The 24,167-nt window shown below is 66.9% G+C and carries 20 protein-coding genes and 1 pseudogene; 15 read left to right on the top strand and 6 right to left on the bottom strand.

The features are described from left to right. The first annotated feature begins 4 nt into the window (after positions 1-4). The 3 genes from ACEQX1_RS10025 to ACEQX1_RS10015 all read left to right on the top strand — a co-directional run bounded on the left by ACEQX1_RS10025 (position 5) and on the right by ACEQX1_RS10015 (position 2,461). A complete protein-coding gene (locus ACEQX1_RS10025; RefSeq protein ID WP_370194627.1) occupies positions 5-1,285 on the top strand; it encodes a TRAP transporter large permease in 1,281 nt (426 codons plus the stop codon). Positions 1,286-1,390: 105 nt separating this feature from the next. Further along, positions 1,391-1,882, top strand: a complete 492-nt coding sequence (locus ACEQX1_RS10020) for a DUF3429 domain-containing protein (RefSeq protein ID WP_370194629.1) — start codon at positions 1,391-1,393, stop codon at positions 1,880-1,882. A 99-nt stretch (positions 1,883-1,981) separates the two neighbouring features. Then, positions 1,982-2,461 (top strand): TspO/MBR family protein, encoded by a 480-nt coding sequence (locus ACEQX1_RS10015; RefSeq protein WP_370196794.1) that lies wholly within the window; start codon positions 1,982-1,984, stop codon positions 2,459-2,461. A 26-nt stretch (positions 2,462-2,487) separates the two neighbouring features. On the opposite strand, the gene ACEQX1_RS10010 is transcribed toward ACEQX1_RS10015, so the two are convergent. The 4 genes from ACEQX1_RS10010 to ACEQX1_RS09995 all read right to left on the bottom strand — a co-directional run bounded on the left by ACEQX1_RS10010 (position 2,488) and on the right by ACEQX1_RS09995 (position 8,594). Then, complete coding sequence (locus tag ACEQX1_RS10010; protein ID WP_370194632.1) at positions 2,488-3,834, bottom strand: TadE/TadG family type IV pilus assembly protein; 1,347 nt, start codon at positions 3,832-3,834, stop codon at positions 2,488-2,490. Positions 3,835-3,984: 150 nt separating this feature from the next. Next, positions 3,985-6,750, bottom strand: coding sequence for an ATP-binding protein (locus ACEQX1_RS10005; protein WP_370196793.1), 2,766 nt, complete (start codon positions 6,748-6,750; stop codon positions 3,985-3,987). 104 nt (positions 6,751-6,854) lie between these two features. Next, the gene (locus ACEQX1_RS10000) at positions 6,855-8,051 is read right to left on the bottom strand and encodes an EAL domain-containing protein (protein ID WP_370196792.1); all 1,197 of its coding nucleotides are present in this window, start codon (positions 8,049-8,051) and stop codon (positions 6,855-6,857) included. A 171-nt stretch (positions 8,052-8,222) separates the two neighbouring features. Beyond that, positions 8,223-8,594 carry a hypothetical protein gene (locus tag ACEQX1_RS09995; protein WP_370194637.1) on the bottom strand — a complete coding sequence of 124 codons (372 nt, stop codon included), beginning with the start codon at positions 8,592-8,594 and terminating at the stop codon, positions 8,223-8,225. Positions 8,595-9,089: 495 nt separating this feature from the next. Between ACEQX1_RS09995 and ACEQX1_RS09990 the strand changes: the two are divergent. The 3 genes and pseudogenes from ACEQX1_RS09990 to ACEQX1_RS09980 form a co-directional block, all read left to right on the top strand. Then, positions 9,090-9,815: pseudogene (locus ACEQX1_RS09990) on the top strand (alcohol dehydrogenase catalytic domain-containing protein); the annotation flags it as partial. 544 nt (positions 9,816-10,359) lie between these two features. After that, positions 10,360-10,755, top strand: a complete 396-nt coding sequence (locus tag ACEQX1_RS09985) for a DUF427 domain-containing protein (RefSeq protein WP_370194639.1) — start codon at positions 10,360-10,362, stop codon at positions 10,753-10,755. 183 nt (positions 10,756-10,938) lie between these two features. After that, on the top strand, positions 10,939-11,898 hold the full coding sequence (locus ACEQX1_RS09980) for a lysylphosphatidylglycerol synthase domain-containing protein (RefSeq protein ID WP_370194640.1): 960 nt from the start codon (positions 10,939-10,941) through the stop codon (positions 11,896-11,898). Here the strand turns inward: ACEQX1_RS09980 and ACEQX1_RS09975 are convergent. Continuing rightward, complete coding sequence (locus tag ACEQX1_RS09975) at positions 11,885-13,384, bottom strand: phospholipase D-like domain-containing protein (RefSeq protein ID WP_370196791.1); 1,500 nt, start codon at positions 13,382-13,384, stop codon at positions 11,885-11,887. The two genes, ACEQX1_RS09980 and ACEQX1_RS09975, sit on opposite strands and share 14 nt — an antisense overlap. A 297-nt stretch (positions 13,385-13,681) precedes the next feature. Here ACEQX1_RS09975 and ACEQX1_RS09970 point away from each other — a divergent pair, with 297 nt between their 5' ends. The 7 genes from ACEQX1_RS09970 (at position 13,682) to ACEQX1_RS09940 (ending at position 18,870) form a co-directional block, all read left to right on the top strand. Next, a complete protein-coding gene (locus ACEQX1_RS09970) occupies positions 13,682-13,933 on the top strand; it encodes a hypothetical protein (RefSeq protein ID WP_024351565.1) in 252 nt (83 codons plus the stop codon). A gap of 7 nt (positions 13,934-13,940) precedes the next feature. Then, entirely contained in the window at positions 13,941-14,159 is a 219-nt protein-coding gene (locus ACEQX1_RS09965) for a hypothetical protein (protein WP_024351566.1), read from the top strand. Between the two features lie 233 nt (positions 14,160-14,392). Then, the gene (gene coxB, locus ACEQX1_RS09960) at positions 14,393-15,484 is read left to right on the top strand and encodes a cytochrome c oxidase subunit II (protein ID WP_370196790.1); all 1,092 of its coding nucleotides are present in this window, start codon (positions 14,393-14,395) and stop codon (positions 15,482-15,484) included. Between the two features lie 10 nt (positions 15,485-15,494). Next, a complete protein-coding gene (gene ctaD / locus ACEQX1_RS09955) occupies positions 15,495-17,438 on the top strand; it encodes a cytochrome c oxidase subunit I (RefSeq protein WP_370194644.1) in 1,944 nt (647 codons plus the stop codon). Then, a complete protein-coding gene (locus ACEQX1_RS09950) occupies positions 17,431-18,048 on the top strand; it encodes a heme-copper oxidase subunit III (protein WP_370194645.1) in 618 nt (205 codons plus the stop codon). Before ctaD ends, ACEQX1_RS09950 begins: the two co-directional genes overlap by 8 nt. Positions 18,049-18,052: 4 nt before the next feature. Next, complete coding sequence (locus tag ACEQX1_RS09945) at positions 18,053-18,502, top strand: hypothetical protein (protein WP_370194647.1); 450 nt, start codon at positions 18,053-18,055, stop codon at positions 18,500-18,502. After that, positions 18,502-18,870 carry a cytochrome c family protein gene (locus ACEQX1_RS09940; protein ID WP_370196789.1) on the top strand — a complete coding sequence of 123 codons (369 nt, stop codon included), beginning with the start codon at positions 18,502-18,504 and terminating at the stop codon, positions 18,868-18,870. Before ACEQX1_RS09945 ends, ACEQX1_RS09940 begins: the two co-directional genes overlap by 1 nt. 68 nt (positions 18,871-18,938) lie before the next feature. Here ACEQX1_RS09940 and ACEQX1_RS09935 read toward each other — a convergent pair whose 3' ends face one another. Then, a complete protein-coding gene (locus tag ACEQX1_RS09935; RefSeq protein ID WP_370196788.1) occupies positions 18,939-19,799 on the bottom strand; it encodes a DUF6692 family protein in 861 nt (286 codons plus the stop codon). Positions 19,800-20,256: 457 nt separating this feature from the next. On the opposite strand from ACEQX1_RS09935, the gene ACEQX1_RS09930 reads away from it, so the two are divergent. Together ACEQX1_RS09930 and ACEQX1_RS09925 are read left to right on the top strand one after the other, a co-directional pair. After that, complete coding sequence (locus ACEQX1_RS09930) at positions 20,257-23,769, top strand: chemotaxis protein CheB (RefSeq protein WP_370194650.1); 3,513 nt, start codon at positions 20,257-20,259, stop codon at positions 23,767-23,769. Next, a complete protein-coding gene (locus tag ACEQX1_RS09925; RefSeq protein WP_370194652.1) occupies positions 23,766-24,161 on the top strand; it encodes a response regulator in 396 nt (131 codons plus the stop codon). Before ACEQX1_RS09930 ends, ACEQX1_RS09925 begins: the two co-directional genes overlap by 4 nt. The last annotated feature ends 6 nt before the right edge of the window (positions 24,162-24,167 follow it).

Raw genomic sequence — 24,167 nt, 5'->3', positions numbered from 1 at the left:
TTCGATGAGCAGTTTCGCAATCCTGGGCGGCTTCGCGCTGTCCTTCCTTCTGGGCTGGCCGGTGGTGCTGGCCATCCTGATCCCGTCGGTGCTGTACGTCCTTCTCGGCAACATCCCGATCGAGCTGATCGGCCAGCGGATGAGCTACGCGCTGGATTCCTTCCCGCTGGTGGCGGTGCCGATCTTCATCTTCGTCGGCAATCTGATGAACCAGGCCGGCATCACCGAGCGGATCTTCAAGTTCGCCGACACGCTGGTCGGTCGGGTGCCAGGCGGGCTGGGCCAGGTCAATGTCGTCTCCAGCCTGATCTTCTCGGGCATGAGCGGCGCGGCGCTCGCCGATGTCGGCGGCCTCGGCAAGATCGAGGTCAAGGCGATGGCCGAGCGCGGCTTCGACCGCGGCTTCGCCGGCGCGCTCACCGGCGCCTCGGCGGTGGTCGGGCCGATCTTCCCGCCGTCGATCCCGCTGATCATCTACGGTTCGGTGACCAGCGTCTCGATCGTGCAGCTGCTGCTCGCCGGCATCATCCCGGCGATCATGTGCGTGATCCTCTTGATGATCACCGTGGCGATCCTCGCCTATCGCCACGACTTCCCGCGCTCGGACCGCTGGCCGACCCTGCGCCAGCTCGGCGCCGATTTCGTCCCGGCGCTGCCGGCCCTGATGACCCCGGTGCTGCTCGTCGCCGGCATGTTGCTCGGCTATTTCACGCCGACGGAAGCGGCGGCGGTCACGGTGGTCTACGTGCTCCTGATCAGCGGTCTCGTCTATCGCACGCTCACCGTCGAGCATCTCCTGAGCTCGGCCTATGAGACGGTGAAGAGCAGCTCGGCCATCCTGATCATCGTCGCCGCTGCGTCGATCTTCGGCTGGATCCTGGCGATCGAGCAGATCCCGCAGATGGCGGCGCGCTGGCTCTTGACCGTCAGCACGGACCCGCTGATGCTGCTCCTTGTGGTCAACGTGCTGCTGCTGATCGTCGGCATGTTCCTGGATTCGACCACGGCGACGCTGCTGGTCGTGCCGATCATCGCCCAGCCGCTGCACATGGCGGGCGTCGATCCGGTGCATCTGGGCATCGTGACGATTTTCAACCTGATGCTGGGGCTGCTGACCCCGCCGATGGGGCTGGCGCTGTTCCTGCTCAGCGACATCACGCGGGTGTCGATGCGGCAGATCCTGATCAAGATGATGCCGCTCTATGTGCCGCTGGTGCTGACGCTGGTCATCCTGACGGTGTTCCCGGAAGTCTCGCTCTGGCTGCCGAAGATGATCCGCAACTAGGCGGCACGTCGCTCGCAAGCGGCGATCCGAACACCGCGCGTCCACGACCCCGCCGGAACCCGGCGGGGTCGTTGCCGTTTGGCCCCCGCAAAGGAAAGGGCCGACATGGACAGCCGCGAGCGCAGGAGAGGGGAGCCGGCCGGGTCGCCCCCGATCGACCGGCTGTTCGCCTATGGGGCGATGCTGCCGCTGATCGCCGGCGGGCTGGCCCTGTGGTTCGCGCCCGAGGCCCAGTCCTTCCTGGCGCTGAATCTCACCCTGTTCTGGGGCGCATCGGTGCTGCTGTTCATTGCCGGCGTGCGGCGCGGGGTGAGCCTCAGCCAACCGGGCGGTGCGGCCATTGCCGAGATCGCCGCCATGCTCGGGCTGTTTATCGCCGGCGTCGCCAGCCTCGTGGCGACGATCTGGGCGTTTCCGCTGATCGCGGCGCTTCTGCAGATCGCCGGCTTTGCCGGTCTCGCAATCCTCGACCGGGTCGCAGCACCGAACGACGACGGGCCGCTGCCCGTGGAGCGGCTGCGGCCGTTGCAGATCTGCGTTCCCATCGCGGTGCTCGCCGCGGTGGCGATCTGGATCTGGCGGAGCCCGTTTCTCTAGACAATCCGTCGCGGATTTTCGTGATCCGCGCCACCCTATATCCGGTGAGCGTCCGCCCCTGCGGACGGCGCCACGATCCATTCCGATCGGGAGATCATCATGAGCCTTGCGGCGATCGCCAGCCTTCTCGTCTTCATCGCCATCGTCGCGGTCGTCGCGATCAGCGGCGTGGTGTTCAAGCCAGGGCCTTGGTACGCCCGCCTCGAAAAGCCGGGCTGGACACCGCCGAACCTCGCCTTTCCGATCGTCTGGACAATTCTCTACCTGATGATCGCGGTGGCCGGCTGGCGGGTCTATGAGACCGCCGGGCTGGTGGCGCTGCCTTTCGCCGTCTACGGCCTGCAGCTCGTCCTCAACGCCGCCTGGTCGGGCCTGTTCTTCGGCCTGCACCGGCCGGGTCTCGCCTTTGCCGACGTCGTGGCGATGGCCGGCGCGATCGCCGTGAACATTGCGCTGTTCGCGCCGATCGATGCAATCGCGGGCTGGCTGCTGGTGCCGTATCTCGCCTGGGCCGGGCTGGCCGCGTGCCTGAATTATTCGGTCTGGCGTCGCAATCCCGGCGCGTTCGCGGACGCCTGAGACAGGCTCCCGCGTGGCGAGCGCGCTTACTTGCTGAGTGCGATATTGCCGCCGACCGGGCCGACGCCGGCCGGGACCGGCACGTCGGAATCGGCGTAATTGGCGTTGAGGACCAGTTTCACGCCCGAGGTGATGGTAATCTTGTCCGCAACGAGGGCCGTCCAGTCCGAGAACTCGCCGACATTGGACTTGCAGCCGGGCGAGCCCGTATCCGCCGGATCGTCGGCGGCGGTGATGTCGCATTTGCCATCGGCATTCTTGTCGCCGCCGATGGTGAGCTCGTCATTGGGCAGGTAGATCGTGCCGATCATGCGACGGGCGTTGGCGCTTTCGATCTTGAAGCTGCGGCCGCTGTCCTTCTCGCTGTCGGCGTAGATCAGGATGCCGGCCATCGGCCCGTCCTTCGCGGCCGACAGGGAAATCGACGAATCGTTCTTCAGATCGAGGCTGGAGTTCTTGCCGATGAAGACGAGGCTGACGTCATCGCCGGTGATCTCGGTGCCCTTGTGGAGCTTCACCTTGGCATCCCAGAAGATGTAGGTGCCGGGCCGCAGGGTGATCTTCGAGCCGCTGACCTGGAGATTGCCGCAATAAGTGCCGGGCCACAGGATCTGGTTGTTGTTCGAGATCTTCTGGTTCTTGTGATCGCATTTCGTCGGGACCGGCGGAATGCGCGAGGTCAGGGGATCGCTGACGGCCGGGCAATCGGTCAGCGGCAAGGGTTCGTAGTTCGACTCGATCCCGTCATAGCCGCCGGAGGAGCAGGCGAGTTCGCTCGAGAGCTTCGCGACCTTGGTGACCGACAGGCCGCTGGGATCGATCGAGTTGGAATAGACCGCGCAATCGGCTGCCTGGACCTGGGCATTGCCCGAAATGTCGATGGCCTTCTTGCCCTCCTTGGTGAGCGCGATCGCACAGATGCGTCCACCGCCGGCAATGCGCGCCGTGGCGCTGGCCGTGAGTTCGCCGATCACGCCGGTCAGGTCGGGCATGGGCAGCGACTTGCCGAAATCCTTGTTGAGCGTGACCGTGACCTCGGTGGAAATGGCGGATTCCGCAGCCGTCGCATCCGATCGCCCGCCGATCTTGACGTCGATCGAGACGCCTTCGGCCTGGTTGCCGAGATTGGTCATGGCGAAGGAATAGGCGACGCTCTTCAGCACCTCCGGCCGGCTGTTGGCCATGTAGAGTTCGCGCGCGGCCGCCAGGGCTGCGCTGTCGGCAGCGCTCTGCAGGCGGGAATGGGCGGATTGAGCGGTCGAGAGATTGACGACGCTGCCCATGATGAAAATCAGGAGCGGCGTGAGCAAGGCCACGATGGCGGCGACATTGCCACTGGTCGAGGCTGCGAAGGCATTCAGACGGTGCGTCATGTCATGCCTCCTCTGTCAGGGTGCCGGTTGTGGTGAGATGACGAATTCTTCTTAGCTCACAAGCCTTTAGGACGAGGTGAATCCGGCGTTTCGCATTTGAGCTTTCGCGTGTCCGAGGCGTCGTCCGGGCGGTGATGTCCCGGACCGGCTTCATGCCGACTGCTCGGCTGCATCGGCTGCATCGGCGTCCGGCGCGGTCGCGAGTGCCGCGAGGGCGGCGTGGCTGTCGGACAACGTGGCCGCGATCTCGTCGAGCATGCCGGGCGCGATCGGCTCGCCCGCCTGGGCCGCCGCCTCGACAGCGCCGCAGAGCCCGGCCGCGCGGGCGGCACCGGCGCTGTTGCACATGGATTTCAGCGCGTGGGCCAGCCGGGCCGTCTCGTCGCTGCCGGCCGCGACGGCCTCCCGAAGGTCGGCGAGCGCCTTCGGTGCGTTGGCGGCGAACAGGCCGACGATCTTCTGCAGAACCGCCGGGCCGCTGCGCTTCACCAGCGATGCCAGCATGTCCAACGTCGCCGGATCGAGCAGGGGACCGCTGGCATGGGCCTGCGACGGGGCGTCGGCGGACGGGCCGTCCGGCTCCGATCCGGACTGGTCGTTCGCCGGGCGCGTGCCGGCAAAATCACCCAAGACCCGCGAGATCTGCGGGATCGTGAACGGCTTGGTGAGATAGGCGTTCATGCCCGCGCTCTGCCACTCGCCGGCGCCGCCCGGGTCCTTGTGGGCAGTCAGCGCGACGATGGTCGCGGGCTGGCGGCCGGCATGCCGCTCGCCCTCGCGGATGAGGCGCGTCGCCGTAAAGCCGTCCATGCCGGGCATGGAGCAGTCCATGAAGATGATATCGTAGGCGTCCCGCTCGATCATCGCCACGGCGGTTTCGCCGCTCTCGGCCAGCGCCGCGGTGACGCCGAGCGTGGCCAGGGCTTCCTTCAGCACCTCACGATTGACCGCGACGTCGTCGACCGCAAGGACGCGCAGACCGGTCATGTCGGGCAGCTTCGCCGCGGTCTCCATGGCCGGAGTGTCGTCGCGCAGGGCCGAGAAATCGCCGGTCGTCAGAGACTGCGCCAGATGCTCGATCTCGCTGCGGCGCAGCGGCAGCGCCATGGTCCCTGCGACCGCGATCTCGGCGCTCTCGCCCTCCGCGACGCGGGCGTCGCTGGCCCGCAGCACCACGATCGGCGGATGTGCAGGTGAGGTGGTCGCCAGACGGGCCAGATGCGCCTCGTGCATCAGGACCAACGCCGGCGCGGGACCGGTGTCGTCGCCGCGCAGAACCGTGGCGCCGCGCCGGGTGAGCAAGGCGGCGGTCGCCTCGGCGGTGATCGGGTCGGCGTCGAGAAGCCGGATCGTGCGGCCCGCAAGGCTCTGCGGCCGCGGCGCGGATCGATGAATCTCCAGCGCAACCTCGAAACCGAAGCAGGAGCCGACGCCTTCCTCGCTGGTCACCCGCACGGTGCCGCCCATGGCCTCCACCAGCTGCTTGGAGATCGCGAGACCCAGGCCGGTGCCGCCGAACTTGCGGGTGATCGTCTGGTCGGCCTGGGTGAAGCGGCCGAACAGCTTGCCCAGCTTGTCGGCGGGGATGCCGATGCCGGTGTCGCGGATGGTGAAGCCCAGCATCGGGGGCCCGCCGGCGTCCCTGGGCGCAAGGCACTCGACCGCGATGGTGACGCCGCCGGTCTCGGTGAATTTCAGGGCGTTGTTGACGAGGTTGGTCAGCACCTGGGAGATGCGGACCGGATCGCCGATCACCTCGGCCGGCACGTCGGCGTCGATCATCGTGGCGATGGACAGGGATTTCTCGCGGGCCTTTTCGGCGAACAGGCTGGCGACGTCCTCGACCAGGGTGTCCACCGACAGCGGGATTTCTTCCAGGTCGAGGCGGCCGGCCTCGATCTTGGACATGTCCAGAATGTCGTTGAGGATGTTCAGGAGCCCGCGCCCGGAGCGCAGGATGATCTCGGCATGGCGCAGATAGCGGCTCGGGATCGGCGCCGCCGACAGCATCTCCGCCATGACCAGCATGCCGTTCATCGGGGTGCGGATCTCGTGGCTGACCGTGGCGAGGAATTCCGACTTGGCGGCATTGGCCCGCTCGGCCTCGTCCCTGGCGCTGCGCATTTCGGCGGTGCGCCGGGTGACCGTGTCCTCCAGCGTCTCGCGGTGGCGCTGCAGCAGCCGGTCGCGTTCGTCGATGCGGGCGAACATGTCGTTGAAGGCCCCGGAGAGAACGCCGACCTCGTCGTTCGAGGTCACCTGCAGCCGCTTCGACAGGTCCGAACGCGCGCCGATATCGGCGAACTCGCCGGCCAGGGCACGCAGCGGATCGATGATCCGGGTGATCCGCATCCACGCAACCAGAACCGTCGCCGCCAGGACGGAGGCGCCGACCAGGAGCGAGATCAGGAGATTGTGGAGATACAGGCCGCGCAGCCAGGCGATGTCGGCATGAATGGCGATCGTGCCGACGACGATGCCGCCCTTGCGGACGGGAGCGGCCCCGGTGATCGTGTCGGCGAAGAACACCGACGTCAGCGTCCCGTCGCCGAGACTGCGATCGGTGCTGACGAGGGCTTCCGAGGTTCCGATCTCGGCCACCGTCCGGCCCTCGGAATCGGCTGCGCTGGCGTAGCGCACATGGGCCAGGTCACGGATCCCGCGCAGGACCTCCAGCGTGCCGCGGCGGTCGTTTTCGGCGATGGCGTTGGAGGCAGCGGCGGCGAAAGCGGCGGCCGAGCTCTTCAGGCGGTTCTCTTCGGCCGTGACCGTCTGACGAAAGTCCTGGTAGACGAAGAAGCCGACGGTGCTGGTGACGCCGACCATGACCGCCAGCACGACGACCAGCGACAGGCGGAACCCGAGGGAGCGCCAGAGTCGGACCCGCGGGGCGGGGGCCTGTCGTGATGCGGGCATGCGACTATCCTGCACGCACGGTTCTGCGCCACCGTGACCGCGGCGCCGTCACGGCCGGACGGGCCGGCGCGGAATCAAAACCCGTTTGTGGCCCGGCCACCGGGTCAGGCCGAGCCGAACCGGCGCGCGGCATGCGCGAAGTCGGTGAGGACGAAGGCGTCGGCGGCCGGCAGGGGCTTGCTGTAGAGATAGCCCTGGACGATGCGGATGCCGGCCTCGCGGACGATAGCGAGTTCCTCGGTCGTCTCGACCCCCTCGGCCACCACAGCCATGCCGAGATCCTTTGCCGTGGTCGCCGTGTTCTCCAGGAAGCGCCGCGAGATGCGGTCGTGGACGCAGGCCTGGACGATGGAGCGGTCGACCTTCAGCTCGCTGAACGGACACAGGCGCAGCAGCGCGAAATTGGCGCTGCCGGTGCCGTAATCGTCGATCGAGACGCCGAAGCCTGCCATGCGCGCCCGCGTCAGGATCTCGATCATGTCGGTCATCGAGCTGGGCAGGGCGGTTTCGGTGAGTTCGAAGGTGATGCCGGACGGGTCGAGGTCGCGCTCGGCCGCTAGGCCGAACAGCGCCGGCATGACATGGGGCACCTCGATGATCCGCGCATCGAGATTGATCGAGACGCGGCGCGCGAAGCCGTTGGCCCGCCATGCGGCGATATCGTCCATGACCCGCGTTGCGATCTCGATGGTCAGGGGCGGAAGGTCGGCCTCGCTGAGGCCGGGATGGAAGACCGCCTGCGGCCCGAGGATCTCGCCGCCGACGGTGTCGAGCCGGATCAGCGCCTCGAGGCCGGTCACTTCCAGCGAGATGAGATCCACCTGGGGCTGGTAATAGGGCAGCAGCGTTCCGCGCGCGGTGGTGGACGCGGCAGTGCTAACCGGCTTCCTGGTGGATTTCTGCTGTTGCGGGCAGGCTTCGCAGGCCTCCATGAGCGCGACGAAATCGGCTGTTCGGATCGGCTTCTTCATGGAGCCGCAGATGCGCACGCCGAGCATCTCGCCCATGCGGCGGGCCGCGTCGAGGATGGCCTCGGATTCGCCGCTCGACAGCAGCACGGCGCCGCCATAGCCCTGCTCGCCGAGGCTGCGCAGATAGGCGAGACCGTCCATTTTCGGCATGTTCAGGTCGAGGACGATGACGTCGATCGGATGGCGTGCCGCGCGCAGCGCCGCCAGTCCCTCGACGCCGTCGCAGGCCGTCGTCACCGTATGGTCACCCAGGGACAGCACGACGCTCTCGGCCACTGCGAGGAAGATGGGGTCGTCGTCAACGACGAGAATATGATGCGCAGTCGCCATGAAGCCTCCTGGGGACCGCTAACATCCCAGTGGGGAACGAAAAAACGGTTACCAGAGCAGGACAGATGCGCGATTGTCTGACGGAAAGGTCAGATTTTCGGCTGACATGGTTGGGCGCCGGCGCTCGGGGCGGGGAGCCCCACGCGTTGCCGGCCGCGCGGGCCAAGCCGCCTATGCCGGTCCGGGATCGCCGCCGGCGAGGATCTTCAGGCTTGCGAGGCTCGGGGCAAAGAACAGCGACAAGCCCTTGTAACGGATGAAGTCCCGCAAGGGCAGATCCAGCGCGGTCCCATCGGTCAGGGGGATATGGGCCGAGGCGAATGCCTTCGGCTTGTTGCGCAGCCCGAACATGCTGTCCTGGCGCCGCCAGCCCTGTTTCACATCATAGAAGCGATCGCTGAAGCCGGTTTCCTGCATCCAGCGAATGATCGTGTAGAGCTGTTCGTTGATGCGGGCGCAGGCGAAGATGCCGACGAGGCCGCGGTCCCGGCCGTCGTCGACGGATCCGGAGAGCGGCGGGCCGTAGGAGAATCCGCGTCGCACGAGCGAAGCCCCTCGGATTGTCACGCGAGTCTTTGCTTTGCCCGTACAGGGTCGAGCCGGAACGGCATCGCCGTCTTGGAGCCGCGCACGCAGGGCCGCGCCGGCACGACCGTTCTACCGGCCGGATCATATGTCGGCCCGGCAGCGGACGACCCGGAACGGGCTCAGGGCTACCTCCCATCCAGCATGTCGCATTGCGTTAACTTACAAAAGGGAAGGTTTGTGCGTGATGTGTCGACACACGCTGCGAACGCCCGACAATCCCGTCTCCTGTAAGACACAGGACATCGACGCCAAACGACGCGACCGGGAACGCTAACGCCGTGCAACGCGAGCGGGCCGGTGGTCGGCAGCCGGCCACCAAAACAGCAACGGATCAACGTCCGGCCGTCTGAGTTGACCCTCAATACAGCGGCACAGTCCGCCGCGTCTGCTGTCGCTGTTGCTTGCTCCATCGAAGCGAGCCACCACGCATAGCTACGAGGATCCAGCAAAATGAGAGCTGTCGTTTTTCACGGTATCCGCGACATTCGCCTGGACACGGTCCCCGATCCGACCATCAAGAACCCGACCGACGCCATCGTGCGGATCACGTCGAGCGCCATCTGCGGCACCGACCTGCACATGATCCGCGGGTCGATGCCGGGGATGGTCGAGGGCACCGTCATGGGGCACGAGGGTGTCGGCGTGATCGAGGAGGTGGGCAGCAGTGTCCGCAATCTGCGCCCCGGCCAGCGGGTGGTGATCCCGTCGACGATCGCCTGCGGCCACTGTTCCTACTGCCGCGACGGCTATACCGCCCAGTGCGACGATGCCAATCCGAACGGTCACCTCGCTGGGACGGCCTTCTATGGCGGCCCGCAGCCGACCGGCCCCTTCGACGGGCTGCAGGCGGAATATGCCCGCATCCCCCACGCCAACGTCAATCTCGTGCCGCTGCATCCGGAGATCACCGACCATCAGGCGATCTGCCTGTCCGACATCGCCTCCACCGGCTGGTTCGGCGCCGACATCGCCGATATCGAGGCTGGCCGCGGCAAGACGGTGCTGGTGATGGGCTGCGGCCCGGTTGGCCTGTTCAGCATATTGGGGGCCTGGCACAAGGGCGCCCAGCGGGTGATCGCCGTCGACCGCCTGCCGGACCGGCTGGACAAGGCGCGCGAACTGGGCGCCGAGACGATCAATTTCGAGGAAGAGAACCCGATCGAGGCGATCCGCGAACTCACCGGCGGCATCGGTCCGGACCGGGCGATCGACGTCGTCGGGGTCGATGCCTTCATGCCCACCAAGGGGCCGATGCGGGTTCTGGAAAAGCGCGCCGCGCAATATGCCGAGCAGGTCGAGCGACTGGCCGAGGCGGGCGCCGACACCAATGCGGCGCATTTTGCCGCCGGCGACGCGCCGTCCCTGTCCCTCGAATGGGCGACAGAGGCGTTGGCCAAGGCCGGCACCCTGGCGATCATCGGCGTCTATCCCCAGAGCCACAACGCCTTTCCGATCGGCACGGCGATGAACAAGAACATCACCATGCGGATGGGGAACGCCAACCACAAGAAATACGTCCAGGAACTGGTGGAACTGGTGCGGCGCGGCGGGCTGAAGCCCGAACATATCCTGTCCCAGATGGAACCGATGACCGACGTCATCGCTGCCTATGAGACCTTCGACGCCCAGAACAAGGGCTGGGTGAAAGTGGAACTGAACCCTGCCGCGTGAGGCACGTCGCCGTCCGCTGCGGTTCACATGTGAAGGAAAGGAGAATGTCATGTCCGAAGCCCGGACCCTGCAGACCGGCCGATACGCCATCGACCACATCCGCAAGCCGGTGACCGTCTATTTCCACGACGACATCATCGCCAGCACCGACCATGCGCTTCTGGTGCGCGAGGAGGGCGCCGAGCCGATCTATTACATTCCCGAAGATCGCGTTCACACGGCGTTCTTCGTCGACAGCGACCGCGGCGGCGTGCCCGAAGCCAAGGGGCAGGCGCGGTTCTGGACGATCTCGGCGATGAACCGCGCCGGCCAGGATGCGGCCTGGGCCTATACGGACCCGGTCGATGAACTGAGCGCCGTGCGCGACCATATCGCCTTCGATCCCACCCAGGTCCGGATCGAGGTGGGAGGCCCGCCCGCCGGCGCGGTCGAAGAGACCCTGTAAGGCGGAGTCGTGCGGTCCGCCGCATTTCAGCTGCCGGCGTGCGTGCCTGCGTGGGGCGCGCCGCCGCGTCGCCACCCGTCTGCCGGATGGGCGGCGATTTTCTGACAGCCTTCGGCGGCGGCGCGGGGCCAAGGCCGGCGCCCGGCTTCGCCGGCCACTGACTTCTTGCGATCGGAGACGAACATGGATGCGGATGCGAAGGGTCGATGGCTGACCTGGCTCTGGCGCATCGGCATCGCCAGCTTCGTGGCGCTGGCCGGCTATCTGATCTGGCGGACGTTGCGGGACTACAGCCTGGCCGAACTGATGCAGGCGCTGCGGGCGTTTCCCCTCGACCATCTGGCCCTGTCCGGCATGTTCGCGGCCGGAAGCTACGCGACGCTCACGCTGTTCGATCTTCTCGGCACCCGCTATGTCGGCCACCGGCTGGCCTATCCCAAGGTGGCGCTGGCTTCCTTCGTGTCCCTGTCGCTGGGCCATTCCATCGGCTTTGCCGGCCTGAGCAGCGGCGCCATCCGCTACCGCTTCTACCGGCGCTGGGGCCTGTCGACCGGTGACGTCGCCAAGCTGATCCTGTTTTCCGGGCTCACGGTGACCGTCGGCCTCGCCACCCTCGGCGCGCTGGCCGTCCTTCTGCGCCCCGGGCTCGCGGCGGAGGTCACGGGGCTCGGCCAGGGCATGGTCCTTGCCATCGGCGCCGTCGCTGCCCTGGGTGTCGTCATCTATCTGCTTCTCGCCGCCTTCCTGCGCCGTCCCCTGAGATTCCGCTCCTTTGTCCTTGAAATGCCGAGCCTGCGCCTGGCGCTGGGGCAGGTGGTGCTCGGCGCCACCAATTTCGCCCTGGTCGCGGCCTGCCTCCATCAGGCGCTGCTCGGGATCGCCGAGGTGCCGTATCTGTCGGCGGCCACGGTCTATGTCCTGGCCAATGCCGGCGTCATGCTGACCCATGTGCCGGGCGGGCTCGGCGTCTTCGAAGCCGTCGTGGTGACGCTCCTGTCCGGCCGCGGCCTGCTGACGGCGGTGCTGGTCTTCCGCTTCACCTATTTCCTCGTGCCGCTGGCCATCGGTGGCCTGGTTCTGGCCGTCACCGAAACCGTCTGGCGCTCGAAGACGTCGTCGGACGCCTCGGTCAGGAGCAGCTGAAGCGGCCGCGCCACCAGGCTGCCGTGCCGAAGGGGGCGATCGGATCGAGCAGACGCGTGCCGAGTTGCGGCCGCCGCGGGCCTGAGGAGGCGAGAGCGGGAAAGCCGACGAGGCGTCGGTCGCCGCCGTTCAGCTGATCGATCGTGCGGATCAGCGAACCGGTCTGCGCAATCGTCTCCAGCACAGTCGCCGGGTCGGCACCGAGATGCTCGCCGACCAGCCGGGCCATGATCGTGCGGATCGCGGCCCGATGCTCGGTCGTGTCGGCGACGAGGCCAAGGTCGCATTCGGTGTCGACGCCGACGGAGCGGTTGTTGAAATTCGTCGATCCGACCCGAAGGAAGCCGTCGTCGGCGACGAGGATCTTGGAATGGATGAAGATCTCGTCGGGGTCGGAGACCGGGCCCTGCATCGGGTGGAAGACCCGCAGCCTGTCGTGCCGGTCGAACCGCTTCAGATGGCGCAGGAGACGGTCCCGGTTCGTGCCTTCCGAGAGCTGCTCGACGAAGCCGTTCATGCTGCGCGTGGTCACGACCACGATCTCCGGGCCGTCCGGGGCTTCGAGCAGTTCGGGCAGGATCGTGCGGGCAAGCGCGCCGGCGAAATACTGGTTTTCGATATAGATCGTCCGCCCTGCGCTGCGCAGCGCGTCGACCGTCAGCCAGGCAGCGTGGCGCACGGGCGGTGGCCCGCGCCAGCCGCCGCCCGGATCGGTGACCGCGATGCCCGCCGGCACATGCCTAAAATCGGGGGATCGTTCGGGTTGCCGGGCGACCGGTCCTGTGGCCGGGCCGGCAAATCGCGGCGTCTCGCCGGTGGCCCGCTGCCAGCGCTCGGCCGCAATGGCCAGGAGGTCGTCGACCACGGGGCCCGTCAGGGCGACCTGGCAATCATGCACCGGCCGCGCTTTCGATCCGTCGGCCTCGACCCGTCTTTCGTCGGCTGGGCGATGCTCCTGCGTATCCCATCGGCCGACGGTCAGGTCGATCCCGCCCACGAAGGCGAGTACCCCGTCGACGAGGACGATCTTCTGGTGATGGGACGCGTAGAAGCGGTTCGTGCGGTCGAGCTTCAGATGGATCCGCGGATGATCCTGCCAGTCGCCGCCGAAGAGCAGCGACATGCCATGGCTGGGGGCATGCGCGACAGCGAAGCTCCAGATCAGGATGTGGATCTCGAGCGTCTCATGCGCCTCGACTAGCGAGCGCAGGCGGTCGCCCAGCGTCGTGCCGCTGCCATCCGCATCGGGGCGCAGGCGGACACTGGCGTCGAAGTCCCATCCGACGATGACGATCGAGCGCCGGGCCTCTTCGAGACATTCGTCCAGACGCGCGAAATATCGCGCGCCATCGACGAGCACGGTGGCCGTCTCGGCACGCGAGACGCTTCGGCAGTTCCGTCCCGCCTGCAGGAGGCCGCCGGGAGCCGGCGCTTGCGCCTCGTCATGTCCGTACATGGTGGGGGCCTCGGTCGTGTCCTGCCTCATTCCGTCTCGCGTGTTCGTGAGGGAAGCATCAAATGACGGATATAGTCGTGCACATTCCGCCGGGAACGGGATGAGCATTGCTCCGGAGCGCCGTCCGACCGGCGGCGACCACGCGGCGGCGCATAAGTCGCGAGTTGCCCAGCCGAACGCGCTTCGTTGTCAGGCAATAGAAATTTCCATGCGCCCCTGGCGGCGCCCTGTGAGCCGAGGGACCGGCGGTCGCCGGTGCTGCGCTATCATACTTTAAAGACACGTTCCCGCGGCTTCGCCAGAACGAAGGAAAGGTGGAGGCATTCGATGGATCAGACCCAGAAACAGGCGGTGGAAGCCGTCGCACGCGCCGCAGCAACCGGCTCGCTGATGATCGTCCGCCAGACCGCGAGGCGCATCGCCGCGGCCAACGGCATCACCGACGAGGAGCGGGTCGACGATCTCGCCCGCTTCATCATCGCCGAAGGCGGACGGCTCGGCGTTGCCATGGAACCGGGATCGCGGGAGGCGGTCGAGCGTCTGAAGGACGACGGGGCCGGCACGATCGTGGCCCTCTGACCCGCGGATGAGTGCAGTCGATCAGCCGGTCGGTGCCCTCGTGGCGAGCATGCGCGAGGCGGCACGCGAACGGGCCGTGTGGGCCGAGGGCCGCCGCGCCTGCCGGGAAGAGGGCCCGAACGCGCGCTTCGCCGGCACCAGCACCGCCGACCATGCCATCTGGCTCGCCGGCTTCGCCTATGAACAGGGGCGGCGACGGGCCGGTCGATCCTGGCCGGATCGATGATGGCGGCGATTGCCGGCTTACCATTCCGGCGCCGACAATGTCCGCTTCGCGCATGTGAGGGCAGCGCCCGCGTTCTGTCCGGCGAAGACGCTGCCGGTTGATCTGGAGGCCCGCCGCCTACATGCCGGCATGTCACCCGGATATCGTAAGCAATCGGGAGCGATCTGGCAGATGGGGACGACGCCGAAAATCTGCAGCGCAGAGGTTCCTCCAGGGTCCTTGCCGGGAGCCGCATGAGGACGGATCCGCATTCCCCGGTCGATCTTCGCGACGCGGGCCTTCCCTTCCGGGTCCGGCCGGCCTTCATGATGGCGGTCGCATTCAGCGGGGCGGTCGCCGCCCCGCTGCCGGCGCGCGCAGCCGACACGCCGATGTATTACCTGGAGACCTTCGGCGCGAAGGGCGACATGACCGTGCCGTTGCTGTGGGGGCTGATCGCGGTCTCGGTGCTGGTGGTCGTCATCATCAGTGCCATGGTCGTCATCGGCATCCTGCGTCGCCGCGACCCGGATCTGCAGGCGGGCGGCCGTATCATCGCGGTTTCGCGCCCACCCGGCGGGATCGGCTGGATCCATGCCGGCCTCGTTCTGACGACGCTCGTCCTGATCGGCTTCACCGCCTGGACGGTGGACCTCATGGCCCGGATTGCCGCGCCCGGGCGTGAGCCGGCCTTCACGATCGAGGTGACGGCGCAGCAATTCTGGTGGGAGGCGCGCTATGTCGATCCCGACGATCCCGCACGCAGCTTCGAGACGGCCAACGAACTGCATATTCCCCTCGGGGAGCCGGTGCGCATCAAGCTGCGCTCGACCGACGTCATCCATTCCTTCTGGGTTCCGGCGCTGTCCGGCAAGACCGACGCCATTCCCGGACAGATCAACGAGACCTGGATCCAGGGCGACCGGGTCGGCGTCTATCGCGGCCAGTGCACCGAATATTGCGGGCAGCAGCACACCAACATGGCGATGCGCATGTTCGTCGACGCGCCCGACGACTTCACGGCCTGGTGGGATGCACAGGCCGCGGACGCGGAGCCGACATCGCCTGGCTCGCTGGCGGACGCCGGACGGCAGGCGTTTCGCCTGCGCTGCGGCGCCTGCCATGCGGTGCGCGGCACCCGGTCCGCAGGCGAGGTCGGGCCGGACCTCACCCATCTGATGAGCCGGACGACGATCGCCTCGGCAATGCTGCCCAACACGAAGGGGCATCTGTCGGGCTGGATTGCCGCGCCGCAGGCGCTCAAGCCGGGCAGCCACATGCCCGATACGGGGATTTCGGGCCCGGAGCTGCACGCGATCCGCACCTATCTCGCGACGCTGGACTGAGGGGAGAGCTGTGGCAGAGCCGCATCAGAAGATCCCGCAGGCGGGCGTCGCGACCCCGGAACTGGAAGCCCGGCTCCAGGCGATCTGGGAGACGGATTCCGGCCTGATGGGCTGGATCGGCACCGTCGATCACAAGGAAATCGGCATCCGCTACATCGTCACGGCCTTCGCCTTCCTCATCGCGGGCGGCATTGAGGCACTGATCATGCGGATTCAGCTCGCCGGGCCCGAGCAGAGCGTGGTGACCCCGGAACAGTACGACCAGCTGTTCTCGATGCACGGCATCACGATGATCTTCCTCTATGCCCTGCCGATCCTGTCGGGCTTCTCGAACTATCTGTTCCCGCTCTTGTTCGGCTCGCGGGACATAGCGTTTCCGCGGCTGAACGCCTTCTCCTACTGGGTGTATCTGGCGTCCGGCCTGTTCATGTATTCCAGCTTCCTGATCGGCGCGGCGCCGAATGACGGCTGGTTCAACTACGCGCCCTATTCGCTGAAGGACTTCAATCCCGGCCCGAACATGGATTTCTATGCCCTCGGCATGATCTTCCTCGGCATATCCACGACGGTCGGCGCGGCGAACTTCGTCGTCACCTTCCTGCGCTGCCGGGCGCCCGGCATGTCGATCAACCGCATCCCGATCATGGTCTGGGGAACGACGACGATCTCGATGGGCATTCTCCTGTCCGTGCCGGCCGTCAGCCTCGCCTTCTTCCTGCTCTGGATGGACCGCCAGTTCGGGACGCATTTCTACGAGACCGGCGGGGGCGGCGAGCCACTCCTGTGGCAGCATTTGTTCTGGATCTTCGCCCATCCCTGGGTCTACATCATCGTCCTGCCCGCCATGGGCATGGCGTCCGACGTTTTGCCGGTGTTCTGTCGGCGTCCCCTGGTCGCCTATACGCTCGTGGTGCTTGGAACGATCAGCACCATGGCGCTGGGCTTCGGCGTCTGGGTGCACCACATGTTCACCACCGGCATCCCGTTCCTGTCGATGTCGTTCTTCAGCGGTGCCTCCTTCATCATCACCATTCCCAGCGCGATCGCGGTCTTCGCCTGGATCGCCACCATCTGGACCGGCCGGATCGTGGTCTCGACGGCCTTTCTCTACTTCGCCGCCTTCATCGCCATGTTCGTCATCGGCGGCGTCTCGGGCGTGATGACCGCGTCGGTGCCCGCCGATCTGCAGTTGCACGACACCTATTTCGTCGTGGCGCACATCCATTACGTGCTGATCGGCATCAATCTGTTCGGCGTGCTCGGCGGGCTGCATTTCTGGTTTCCCAAGATGAGCGGGCGGATGCTGGGCGAGCGCCTTGGGCGCTGGACCTTCTGGACCATCTTCATCGGGTTCAATCTCGGCTTCCTGCCGATGCACTGGACCGGACTGCTGGGCATGCCGCGCCGGATCTACACCTATCCGCAGGACATCGGCTGGAGCGCGATGAACATGGTCACCACGGTGGGCAGCTTCATCTTCGCCGTCGGCTTCGCCATGCTCCTCATCAATGTCATGGCCAGCCTGCGGCGCGGGGCGCCGGCCGGCGCCAACCCATGGGACGCGCCGACGCTGGAATGGGCGGTCTCGTCGCCGCCGCCGCCCTACAATTTCGCGGTGCTGCCGGTCATCGCCAGCCGGCATCCCCTGTGGGAAAGCCGGCTCGACGAAGGCCGCGGCGATTCCTCCCTCGAACGCGGGCTGCTGCTCGACGATGGCAAGGAGATGCTGGTGACGACGCCGATCGACGCCCAGCCGGACCTGATCGTGAAGGTGCCCGGCGACGATCCCTGGCCGTTCCTGGTGACCCTCGCCATGACCCTGGGCTTCGCCGCGCTTCTCCTGCACTGGTGGTGGGTTGCAGCCGGCGCAGGGCTGGCGATCCTCTTCGGCCTGCTTGCCTGGCTCTGGCCACGGGCCGATCTCGGCCAGAAGCGGGAGCCGGGCCATGCGTGATGCCGTCCCCGTAGGCCAGGCGCCCCTGCAGATCGGATCGCTGGCGGTCGGCAGCATTGCCCGACGGGCCTCGGGATGGTGGGGCATGGTGACCCTCGTTGCGACCGAGGCCGTCCTCTTTTCCTATCTCCTGTTCAGCTATTTCTATCTGGCCACCCAGTCAGGCCCGAACTGGTATCCCGCCGAACTGCCGTCCTTCACGCTGTCGGCGCCGAGCACGGTCATCCTGATCGCCAGCAGTATCGCTGTCTGGTTCGCGGAAAAGGGCGCCGAAACGGGGTCGCGCGGCCGGCTGGTGGCGGGATTGCTGGTCGGCCTTGCGCTGGGCACGATATTCGTCGGCCTGCAGGTCAAGGAATGGCTCGACAAGCCCTTCACCCTGTCCGCCCATTCCTACGGTTCGATGTATTTCACGGTGACGGGGTTCCACCTGGCCCATGTCGTGGTCGGGCTGGTCATCCTGGCCGTGCTGACCGTGTGGAGCGCTCTCGGCTATTTCGACCGCCAGCGCATGGCGCCTGTCGCGATCGGCGCCCTGTACTGGCACTTCGTCGATGTCGTCTGGCTGGCAGTCTTCTTCAGCCTCTACATCACGCCCCATCTGAGGTGAGCGGATGACGGAACCGACACGCCCGATCTTTCATATCGGACATCCGGCGCCGGCCTCGGGCACCGTCGCGAACTGGCGCCTCATCGTCGGCATTGCCGGGGCTCCAGCCGCCTGGACCCTGCAATTGTCCGCAGCCACCGCCCTGGCCGGCAATGCCTGCATCGGCGGCGACGGCGCGAAACGTCCGGTCGTCGATCTCGACGGAATCGGCGCGATGATCGTCGCGGCGAATCTCGCGGCGCTCGTCCTTGCCCTGGCTTCGCTCACGCTGGCGCTTCTCGCCTACCGCCGGACCCGGCAGCAATCCTCAGGTCGCCACCGGGACATCCTGGACACGGCGGAGGGGCGAAGCTGCTTCCTCGCCCTCTGGGGCGTGGGGATCGGCACGCTGTTCACCGTCGCCATCGCCTTCAACACCGTCTCGCTGTTCTGGACGAGCCTATGCGGTCTGTGATGCGTGCCGCCGCGGGCCTGGCGATGCTCGTCCCGCTCGTCCTCGCCGGCTGCGGGGACGATGCGGCGCACTCGCGAGCCGAGGCCATCGGCGATGTCGCGATCGGCGCGGTTCGCATCCGCCAGGCCGGTTGTGGCGCCTGCCACATCATCCCCGGCATCGACGGGGCCGAGGGTCTCGTCGGCCCGCCGCTCGACCACATGGCCAACCGGCTTTATCTCGCGGGGTTGCTGCGCAACACGCCGGCCAACATGATCCACTGGCTGCGCGAGCCGCAGGCGGTCGCACCGGGCAGCGTGATGCCCGACATGGGACTGACGGAGCAGCAGGCCCGCGACATCACGGCCTATCTCTATACGCTGGAGTGACCGGCGCCGCCGCGCAGGGAGCGGGCGGCAACCGGTCGGTCAGCGGGGGCGCCGGCGATGCGGCCCGTTCAGGCGGTGTCACATCCGTAGAAACCGCGATAGCCGATCGTCAGGCCCTGATCGAGCGTGAAGACCAGTTCGGCATCGGAGCGCCAGTCGGCCTCATCCCCCAGGGGACGGACGGCAACGGACACGCCCGGCGCCCCGTAGACGACGCCGGTCTCCGTCCGGTCCTGCGCTTCCAGCGGCACGAGGACGCCGTTCAGCTTCATGGCTCCGTCGGCGCCGTCCTGCGCGGCCCAGAAGATGGGATCGGTCTCGCGGCTGCGGTGGAAGACGCAGCGCGATCCGGCTGCAAGGATCTCGTCTGCCTCGGCCTTCGGCATCGGGGAGGGGTCGAGCGTCGAGACCAGGGCCTGGCCGAGGGCGTCCTCCACCGTGCCGACCTCGGCCGGCGGGTCCTGATAGATGGAATCCACCGTGTTGCCGTCCGACACCTCGGCGATGAGGTAGCGCATCTCGGCGATCTCGCGCCGCTGCGCCTCGATGATCTCGTCCGCCATCTTCCGCACCCGCGGATCGCTGATCTGGGCCCGCTCGGAGGTCATGATGGCGATGGAATGGTGCGGGATCATCGCCTGCATGTAGCTCGGCCCGGAGACAGTGACCTGGCTGCGCACGAGCCACAGGGAGAGCGCGAAGACGACGATGGCGCCCGCGAAGATCGCGATGTTCAGCGCCTTGTTGGCATACATTCCCAGCATGTAGGCCAGCATGACGACGGCCATGGTGGCGCCCATCAGGATCGCCATGTAGGTGCGCGTCTCCGAAAAGAACACGTGCTCCAGGGCGTAGGTGTTGAGATACATCAGGATGAACATCACCACGGTCGAGGTGAGGATCATCAGTCCAAATCGCACATAGGACATCGGTCTGGCTTCTCCTTGATCGGCCTGCGGGGCACGAACGGGACGATGCGGCCGCCGTTCGAACCTCACCAGCAAACGGGCGGCACCTTGTCCCGCCGGTGTTGGCTCGTCGCCTCTCCCGCCTGTTGCCTGCAGGGCATCGGCCGGACGGCATGCGGTACGCTCGTCTGCCGCGGGCTTTTTGGCCGAACGGGTCGCGGCGCGACGGGTTCCTCACGACTTCGAGAGGCGCCTACTCACCCAAGGTCAGGAACAGGCCGTCATGCCGCAGCGCCATGCGGGCGAGGCGCTGCGTTCGCGACCCGATCCGCGCGCTAACGTAAGCCAGCCACATGATCGACGCCGGTCCCGGCGGGCGCGCGCTGTCAAATGTGCAACCGTGGCGTATATCCAAGGGGGAATGACGCAGATTCGATGAGGCTTCATGTCCGACGGGAGCGCTGGTTCAGGCGCCAATATGCAACGCTTCACGCCGGTCTGCGCCATCGGGGCGTCCGCAGGTGGCGTCTCGGCGCTGCGCAGCTTCTTCCGGCAGATTCCCGACGATCTCGGACTGGCCTATGTGGTCATCGTCCATCTCGCACCCGACCATCCGAGTGCCCTGAGCGAGATCCTGGCGGCCTGCACCTCGATGCCGGTCCACGAGGTCCATGACGGGCCCGCCCTGAAGCCCGACTGCGTCTATGTGATCTCGCCCGATCGCGAACTGGTCATCGAAGGGGATTCGATCGCCGCCCGTCCCTTTACCGAACCCAGAGGGCATCGCGCGCCGATCGACATGTTCTTCCGCTCCATCGCGGCCGGGCGCGGCGATGGTCTGGCGGTGGTCATGACCGGGGCGGGCTCGGACGGTGCGATCGGCATTCGCTCGATCAAGGAGGCGGGCGGCGTCGTCTTCGTGCAGGAGCCGGCCGAGGCGGGCTTCCCGTCGATGCCGCACAGCGCCATCGCCACCGGCGCGGCGGATTTCGTCGGCCCCATCGCCCGCCTGGTGGAGCGGATCGGCGAGGTCGCGCGCAGCAAGGAGGCGGTTCGCTCGCTCGACGAGGGCGGCGCGGCCAACGATTTGCGGCGCATCACCACCTTCCTGCGGGCCCGGACCGGACACGATTTCTCCAGCTACAAGCGCGCGACGGTCATGCGCCGCGTGCTGCGCCGCATGCAGGTCAACCGCATCACCAGCATTGCCGAATATGCCGACTACCTGAAGAGCACGCCGGAAGAGGCGCAGGACCTGTTCGGCGACCTCCTGATCTCGGTGACCATGTTCTTCCGGGACAATGACGCCTTCGCGTCGCTCGCGCGCTGCGCCATCGCGCCGATCTTCGACAATCTGGAGGAAGAGGGCATCCGCGCCTGGGTCGCCGGCTGCGCCACCGGCGAGGAGGCCTACAGCCTGGCCATCCTGATGCTGGAGGAAGCGGAGCGGCGCAAGGTGCAGGTGCCGATCCAGATCTTCGCCAGCGATCTCGACGAGGGCGCTTTGGCGACGGGCCGGCAGGGCCGCTACCCCCATTCGATCCGTGCCGATGTCAGCGACGAGCGCCTCGCCCGCTACTTCCACGACGACGGCACCCATTACCGCGTCAACCAGGAGGTCCGCGACTGCGTCCTGTTCGCGTCGCACAGCGTGCTGCGCGATCCGCCCTTCCTGCGGCTGGATCTCGTCGCCTGCCGCAACCTGCTGATCTATCTGGAGCGCTCGCTGCAGAAGCAGATCTGCTCGATCTTCCACTACGGACTGCGGGGCAACCGCTATCTGTTCCTCGGCTCGGCCGAGACCGCGGATTCCAGCCCGGACCTGTTCGCCACCGTCGAGCGGGACGCGCGGATCTATCGCAGCCTGCCCAAGGCACCCGGCATGCAGCCGGAACTGCCGCAACTGGTGGCCGACCATCGCGCCACGGGCTATGCGCAGGCCGCCGAGCCGCAGGCCGCGCGCGACGGACGGGCGCCGACGCCGACCGATACCCACGCTTCGGCCCTTGAACGCTTCGCGCCGCCCAGCGTGCTGGTCGATGCCGGCTACAACATCCTGCACATGTCGCCGACGGCAGGCCGGTTCATCCTGCACTCGTCCGGTCCGTTCACCAGCCGGCTCTCGGCGGTCGTGCGCCCGGAACTGCGCCTCGACCTGAAGATGGCGCTCGGCAAGGCGTTCGATCAGAAGCTGCCGACGGTGACCCATCCGGTGGCGGTGGACATGGAAGGGGCGATCCGCAGGATCACCCTGTCGGTGATCCCCGTGACCCACGGGTCGGCCGCGCCGGTGCAGACGCTGGTCCTGTTCAATGACGGGGGGGCCGCCGAGATCGACGAGGGCCCGGATCCCGAAGCCCTTGCCGAGCCCGGCGAGATGCGCCGCCTCCATGCCGAGCTGAAGGCCGCGCAGGAGGCGCTGGTCGCCAGCCGCCACGAGCACGAGGCCTCGATCCAGGACCTGCGGGCGGCGAACGAGGAACTGCAATCCATCAACGAGGAGTACCGGTCCACCTCCGAGGAACTGGAAACCTCCAAGGAGGAGCTGCAGTCGATCAACGAGGAACTGCAGACGGTCAATGCCGAGCTGAAGGTCAAGCTGCAGAGCATTTCCTCGGCGCACAGCGACCTGCAGAACCTGACCACGGCGACCGAGATCGGCACACTCTTCCTCGACGCCCAGTTGCGCATCAAGATGTTCACGCCGCCGGTCGCGGCATTGTTCAACATCGCCGAGAGCGATGTCGGCCGGCAGATCACCGACTTCACCCACCAGCTCGAGCATGACGGCATCGAGCGGGAGGTGAAGAAGGTGCTGCGCGATCTGGCGCCGCTGGAAAGCGAGGTCTGCAGCCGCAACGGATGCTGGTACATGATGCGGGTGCGCCCCTATCGCACCATCGAGGACCGGATCGACGGCACGGTGATGACCTTCGTCGACATCACCGAGCGCCTCGAGATGGAGCGCCGGCTGGCCGAGTCGGAACGCCGGCTGCGGGCGCTCGTCCAGGCCAGTGCGCAGGTGATGTACCGGATGAACTCGGACTGGTCGCGCATGCGCGAACTGTCCGGCGAGGCGGGCCTTGGCGATGACGACAGCGGCGGTGACAACTGGTTCGCGCGCTTCATCCAGCCCGAAGACCGTCAGCAGGTCGAGGAGACGGTGACCGCGGCCGTCGCCCGCCAGGCCCCCTTCGAGATCGAATACCGGACCCGGCGCGCCGATGGCACCGGCGCCTGGGCGCTGGCGCGGGCCGTCCCGATCTTCGACCAGTCCGGCGCGCTGTCCGAGTGGTTCGGCATCGCCAGCGACATCACCGAGAGCAAGGATTTCCAGGAGCGCCAGCGGGTTCTCGTCGCCGAATTGCAGCACCGCACCCGCAACCTTCTCGGCGTGGTCCGCTCGCTGGCCGAAAAGACCGCCGAAGGGGCAGAATCCACTCAGTCCTTCCTGGCGAAATATCACACGCGTCTCGACGCCCTGTCGCGGGTCAACGGCATGTTGTCGCGACTGGAGAGCGGCCAGCGCGTGACCTTCCTGGAACTCGTCCACGCCGAGCTGGCCGCCCAGGGCGGCGACCCGGATACGCTGGGCGATCGGGTGGTGCTGGACGGGCCGGCGGATGTCGAGCTGCGCTCCTCGACGCTCCAGACCTTCGCACTGGCGATCCATGAACTGACCACGAATGCGACCAAATACGGTGCGCTGGTGGGGAACGGCCGGCTGGCCGTATCGTGGCGCCGGCAGACGGACGCGAACGGCGTGGAATTCCTGCATCTCGAATGGATCGAAACCGGCGTAGAGATGAGCCTGGAACGCAAGAGCCCGATGTCGGCCGGCGGCTTCGGCCGGGAACTCATCGAGAAGGCTCTGCCTTTCCAGCTTGATGCGCGTACGACCTATCGCCTGACCGACGATGGCGTCGAATGCACGATCGACCTACCGGTCAGGCGGATATCGCAAGGCGGTAACGAGAGGAGCGAACCATGAACATGGTGGCGAACAGGCAGAGTGATCGCCGGCTCGACCTTTCCGGCAAACGCGTGCTTCTCGTCGAGGACGAGTACTTTCTTGCGGAAGACATGAGCCGCAGCCTGCGATCGTCCGGCGCCGAGGTGCTGGGGCCCTTTGCCGATGTGAACGGCGCCATGCGTTGCCTGGAAACCGAGACGGTGGTCAGCGCGGCGATCCTCGACATCAATTTGCGCGGCGAGATGATCTTCCTGCTTGCCGACGCCCTTGGCGCGCGCAACGTCCCCTATGTCTTCTCGAGCGGCTATGAACGCTGGGCCATTCCGCAATCCTACAGCAAGGTCCCGCTCTACGAGAAGCCGACCGACGCCGCCAGGCTGATGCGCGACCTGTTCGGCCAGGGGCGGTAGCCTTTC

Origin of the sequence: Aurantimonas sp. (assembly GCF_964217435.1) — a bacterium.
Taxonomy (GTDB): domain Bacteria; phylum Pseudomonadota; class Alphaproteobacteria; order Rhizobiales; family Rhizobiaceae; genus Aurantimonas; species Aurantimonas coralicida.
Note: the sequence above shows the minus strand (reverse complement) of the source record. Positions and strands in the feature narration are given on the sequence as shown.

Excerpts from the sequence above, each read along its gene's own strand:
- ACEQX1_RS09950 (WP_370194645.1), top strand. The coding sequence starts at position 17,431 with ATGCGTGATGCCGTCCCCGTAGGCCAGGCGCCCCTGCAGATCGGATCG.
- ACEQX1_RS10000 (WP_370196792.1), bottom strand. The coding sequence starts at position 8,051 with ATGGCGACTGCGCATCATATTCTCGTCGTTGACGACGACCCCATCTTC.
- ACEQX1_RS09935 (WP_370196788.1), bottom strand. The coding sequence starts at position 19,799 with ATGTCCTATGTGCGATTTGGACTGATGATCCTCACCTCGACCGTGGTG.
- ACEQX1_RS09975 (WP_370196791.1), bottom strand. The coding sequence starts at position 13,384 with ATGAGGCAGGACACGACCGAGGCCCCCACCATGTACGGACATGACGAG.
- ACEQX1_RS09945 (WP_370194647.1), top strand. The coding sequence starts at position 18,053 with ATGACGGAACCGACACGCCCGATCTTTCATATCGGACATCCGGCGCCG.
- ACEQX1_RS09980 (WP_370194640.1), top strand. The coding sequence starts at position 10,939 with ATGGATGCGGATGCGAAGGGTCGATGGCTGACCTGGCTCTGGCGCATC.
- ACEQX1_RS09985 (WP_370194639.1), top strand. The coding sequence starts at position 10,360 with ATGTCCGAAGCCCGGACCCTGCAGACCGGCCGATACGCCATCGACCAC.
- ACEQX1_RS09970 (WP_024351565.1), top strand. The coding sequence starts at position 13,682 with ATGGATCAGACCCAGAAACAGGCGGTGGAAGCCGTCGCACGCGCCGCA.
- ACEQX1_RS09965 (WP_024351566.1), top strand. The coding sequence starts at position 13,941 with ATGAGTGCAGTCGATCAGCCGGTCGGTGCCCTCGTGGCGAGCATGCGC.
- ACEQX1_RS10020 (WP_370194629.1), top strand. The coding sequence starts at position 1,391 with ATGGACAGCCGCGAGCGCAGGAGAGGGGAGCCGGCCGGGTCGCCCCCG.
- ACEQX1_RS10005 (WP_370196793.1), bottom strand. The coding sequence starts at position 6,750 with ATGCCCGCATCACGACAGGCCCCCGCCCCGCGGGTCCGACTCTGGCGC.
- ACEQX1_RS10010 (WP_370194632.1), bottom strand. The coding sequence starts at position 3,834 with ATGACGCACCGTCTGAATGCCTTCGCAGCCTCGACCAGTGGCAATGTC.
- ACEQX1_RS10015 (WP_370196794.1), top strand. The coding sequence starts at position 1,982 with ATGAGCCTTGCGGCGATCGCCAGCCTTCTCGTCTTCATCGCCATCGTC.
- ACEQX1_RS09930 (WP_370194650.1), top strand. The coding sequence starts at position 20,257 with ATGCAACGCTTCACGCCGGTCTGCGCCATCGGGGCGTCCGCAGGTGGC.
- ACEQX1_RS10025 (WP_370194627.1), top strand. The coding sequence starts at position 5 with ATGAGCAGTTTCGCAATCCTGGGCGGCTTCGCGCTGTCCTTCCTTCTG.
- coxB (WP_370196790.1), top strand. The coding sequence starts at position 14,393 with ATGAGGACGGATCCGCATTCCCCGGTCGATCTTCGCGACGCGGGCCTT.
- ACEQX1_RS09925 (WP_370194652.1), top strand. The coding sequence starts at position 23,766 with ATGAACATGGTGGCGAACAGGCAGAGTGATCGCCGGCTCGACCTTTCC.
- ACEQX1_RS09940 (WP_370196789.1), top strand. The coding sequence starts at position 18,502 with ATGCGTGCCGCCGCGGGCCTGGCGATGCTCGTCCCGCTCGTCCTCGCC.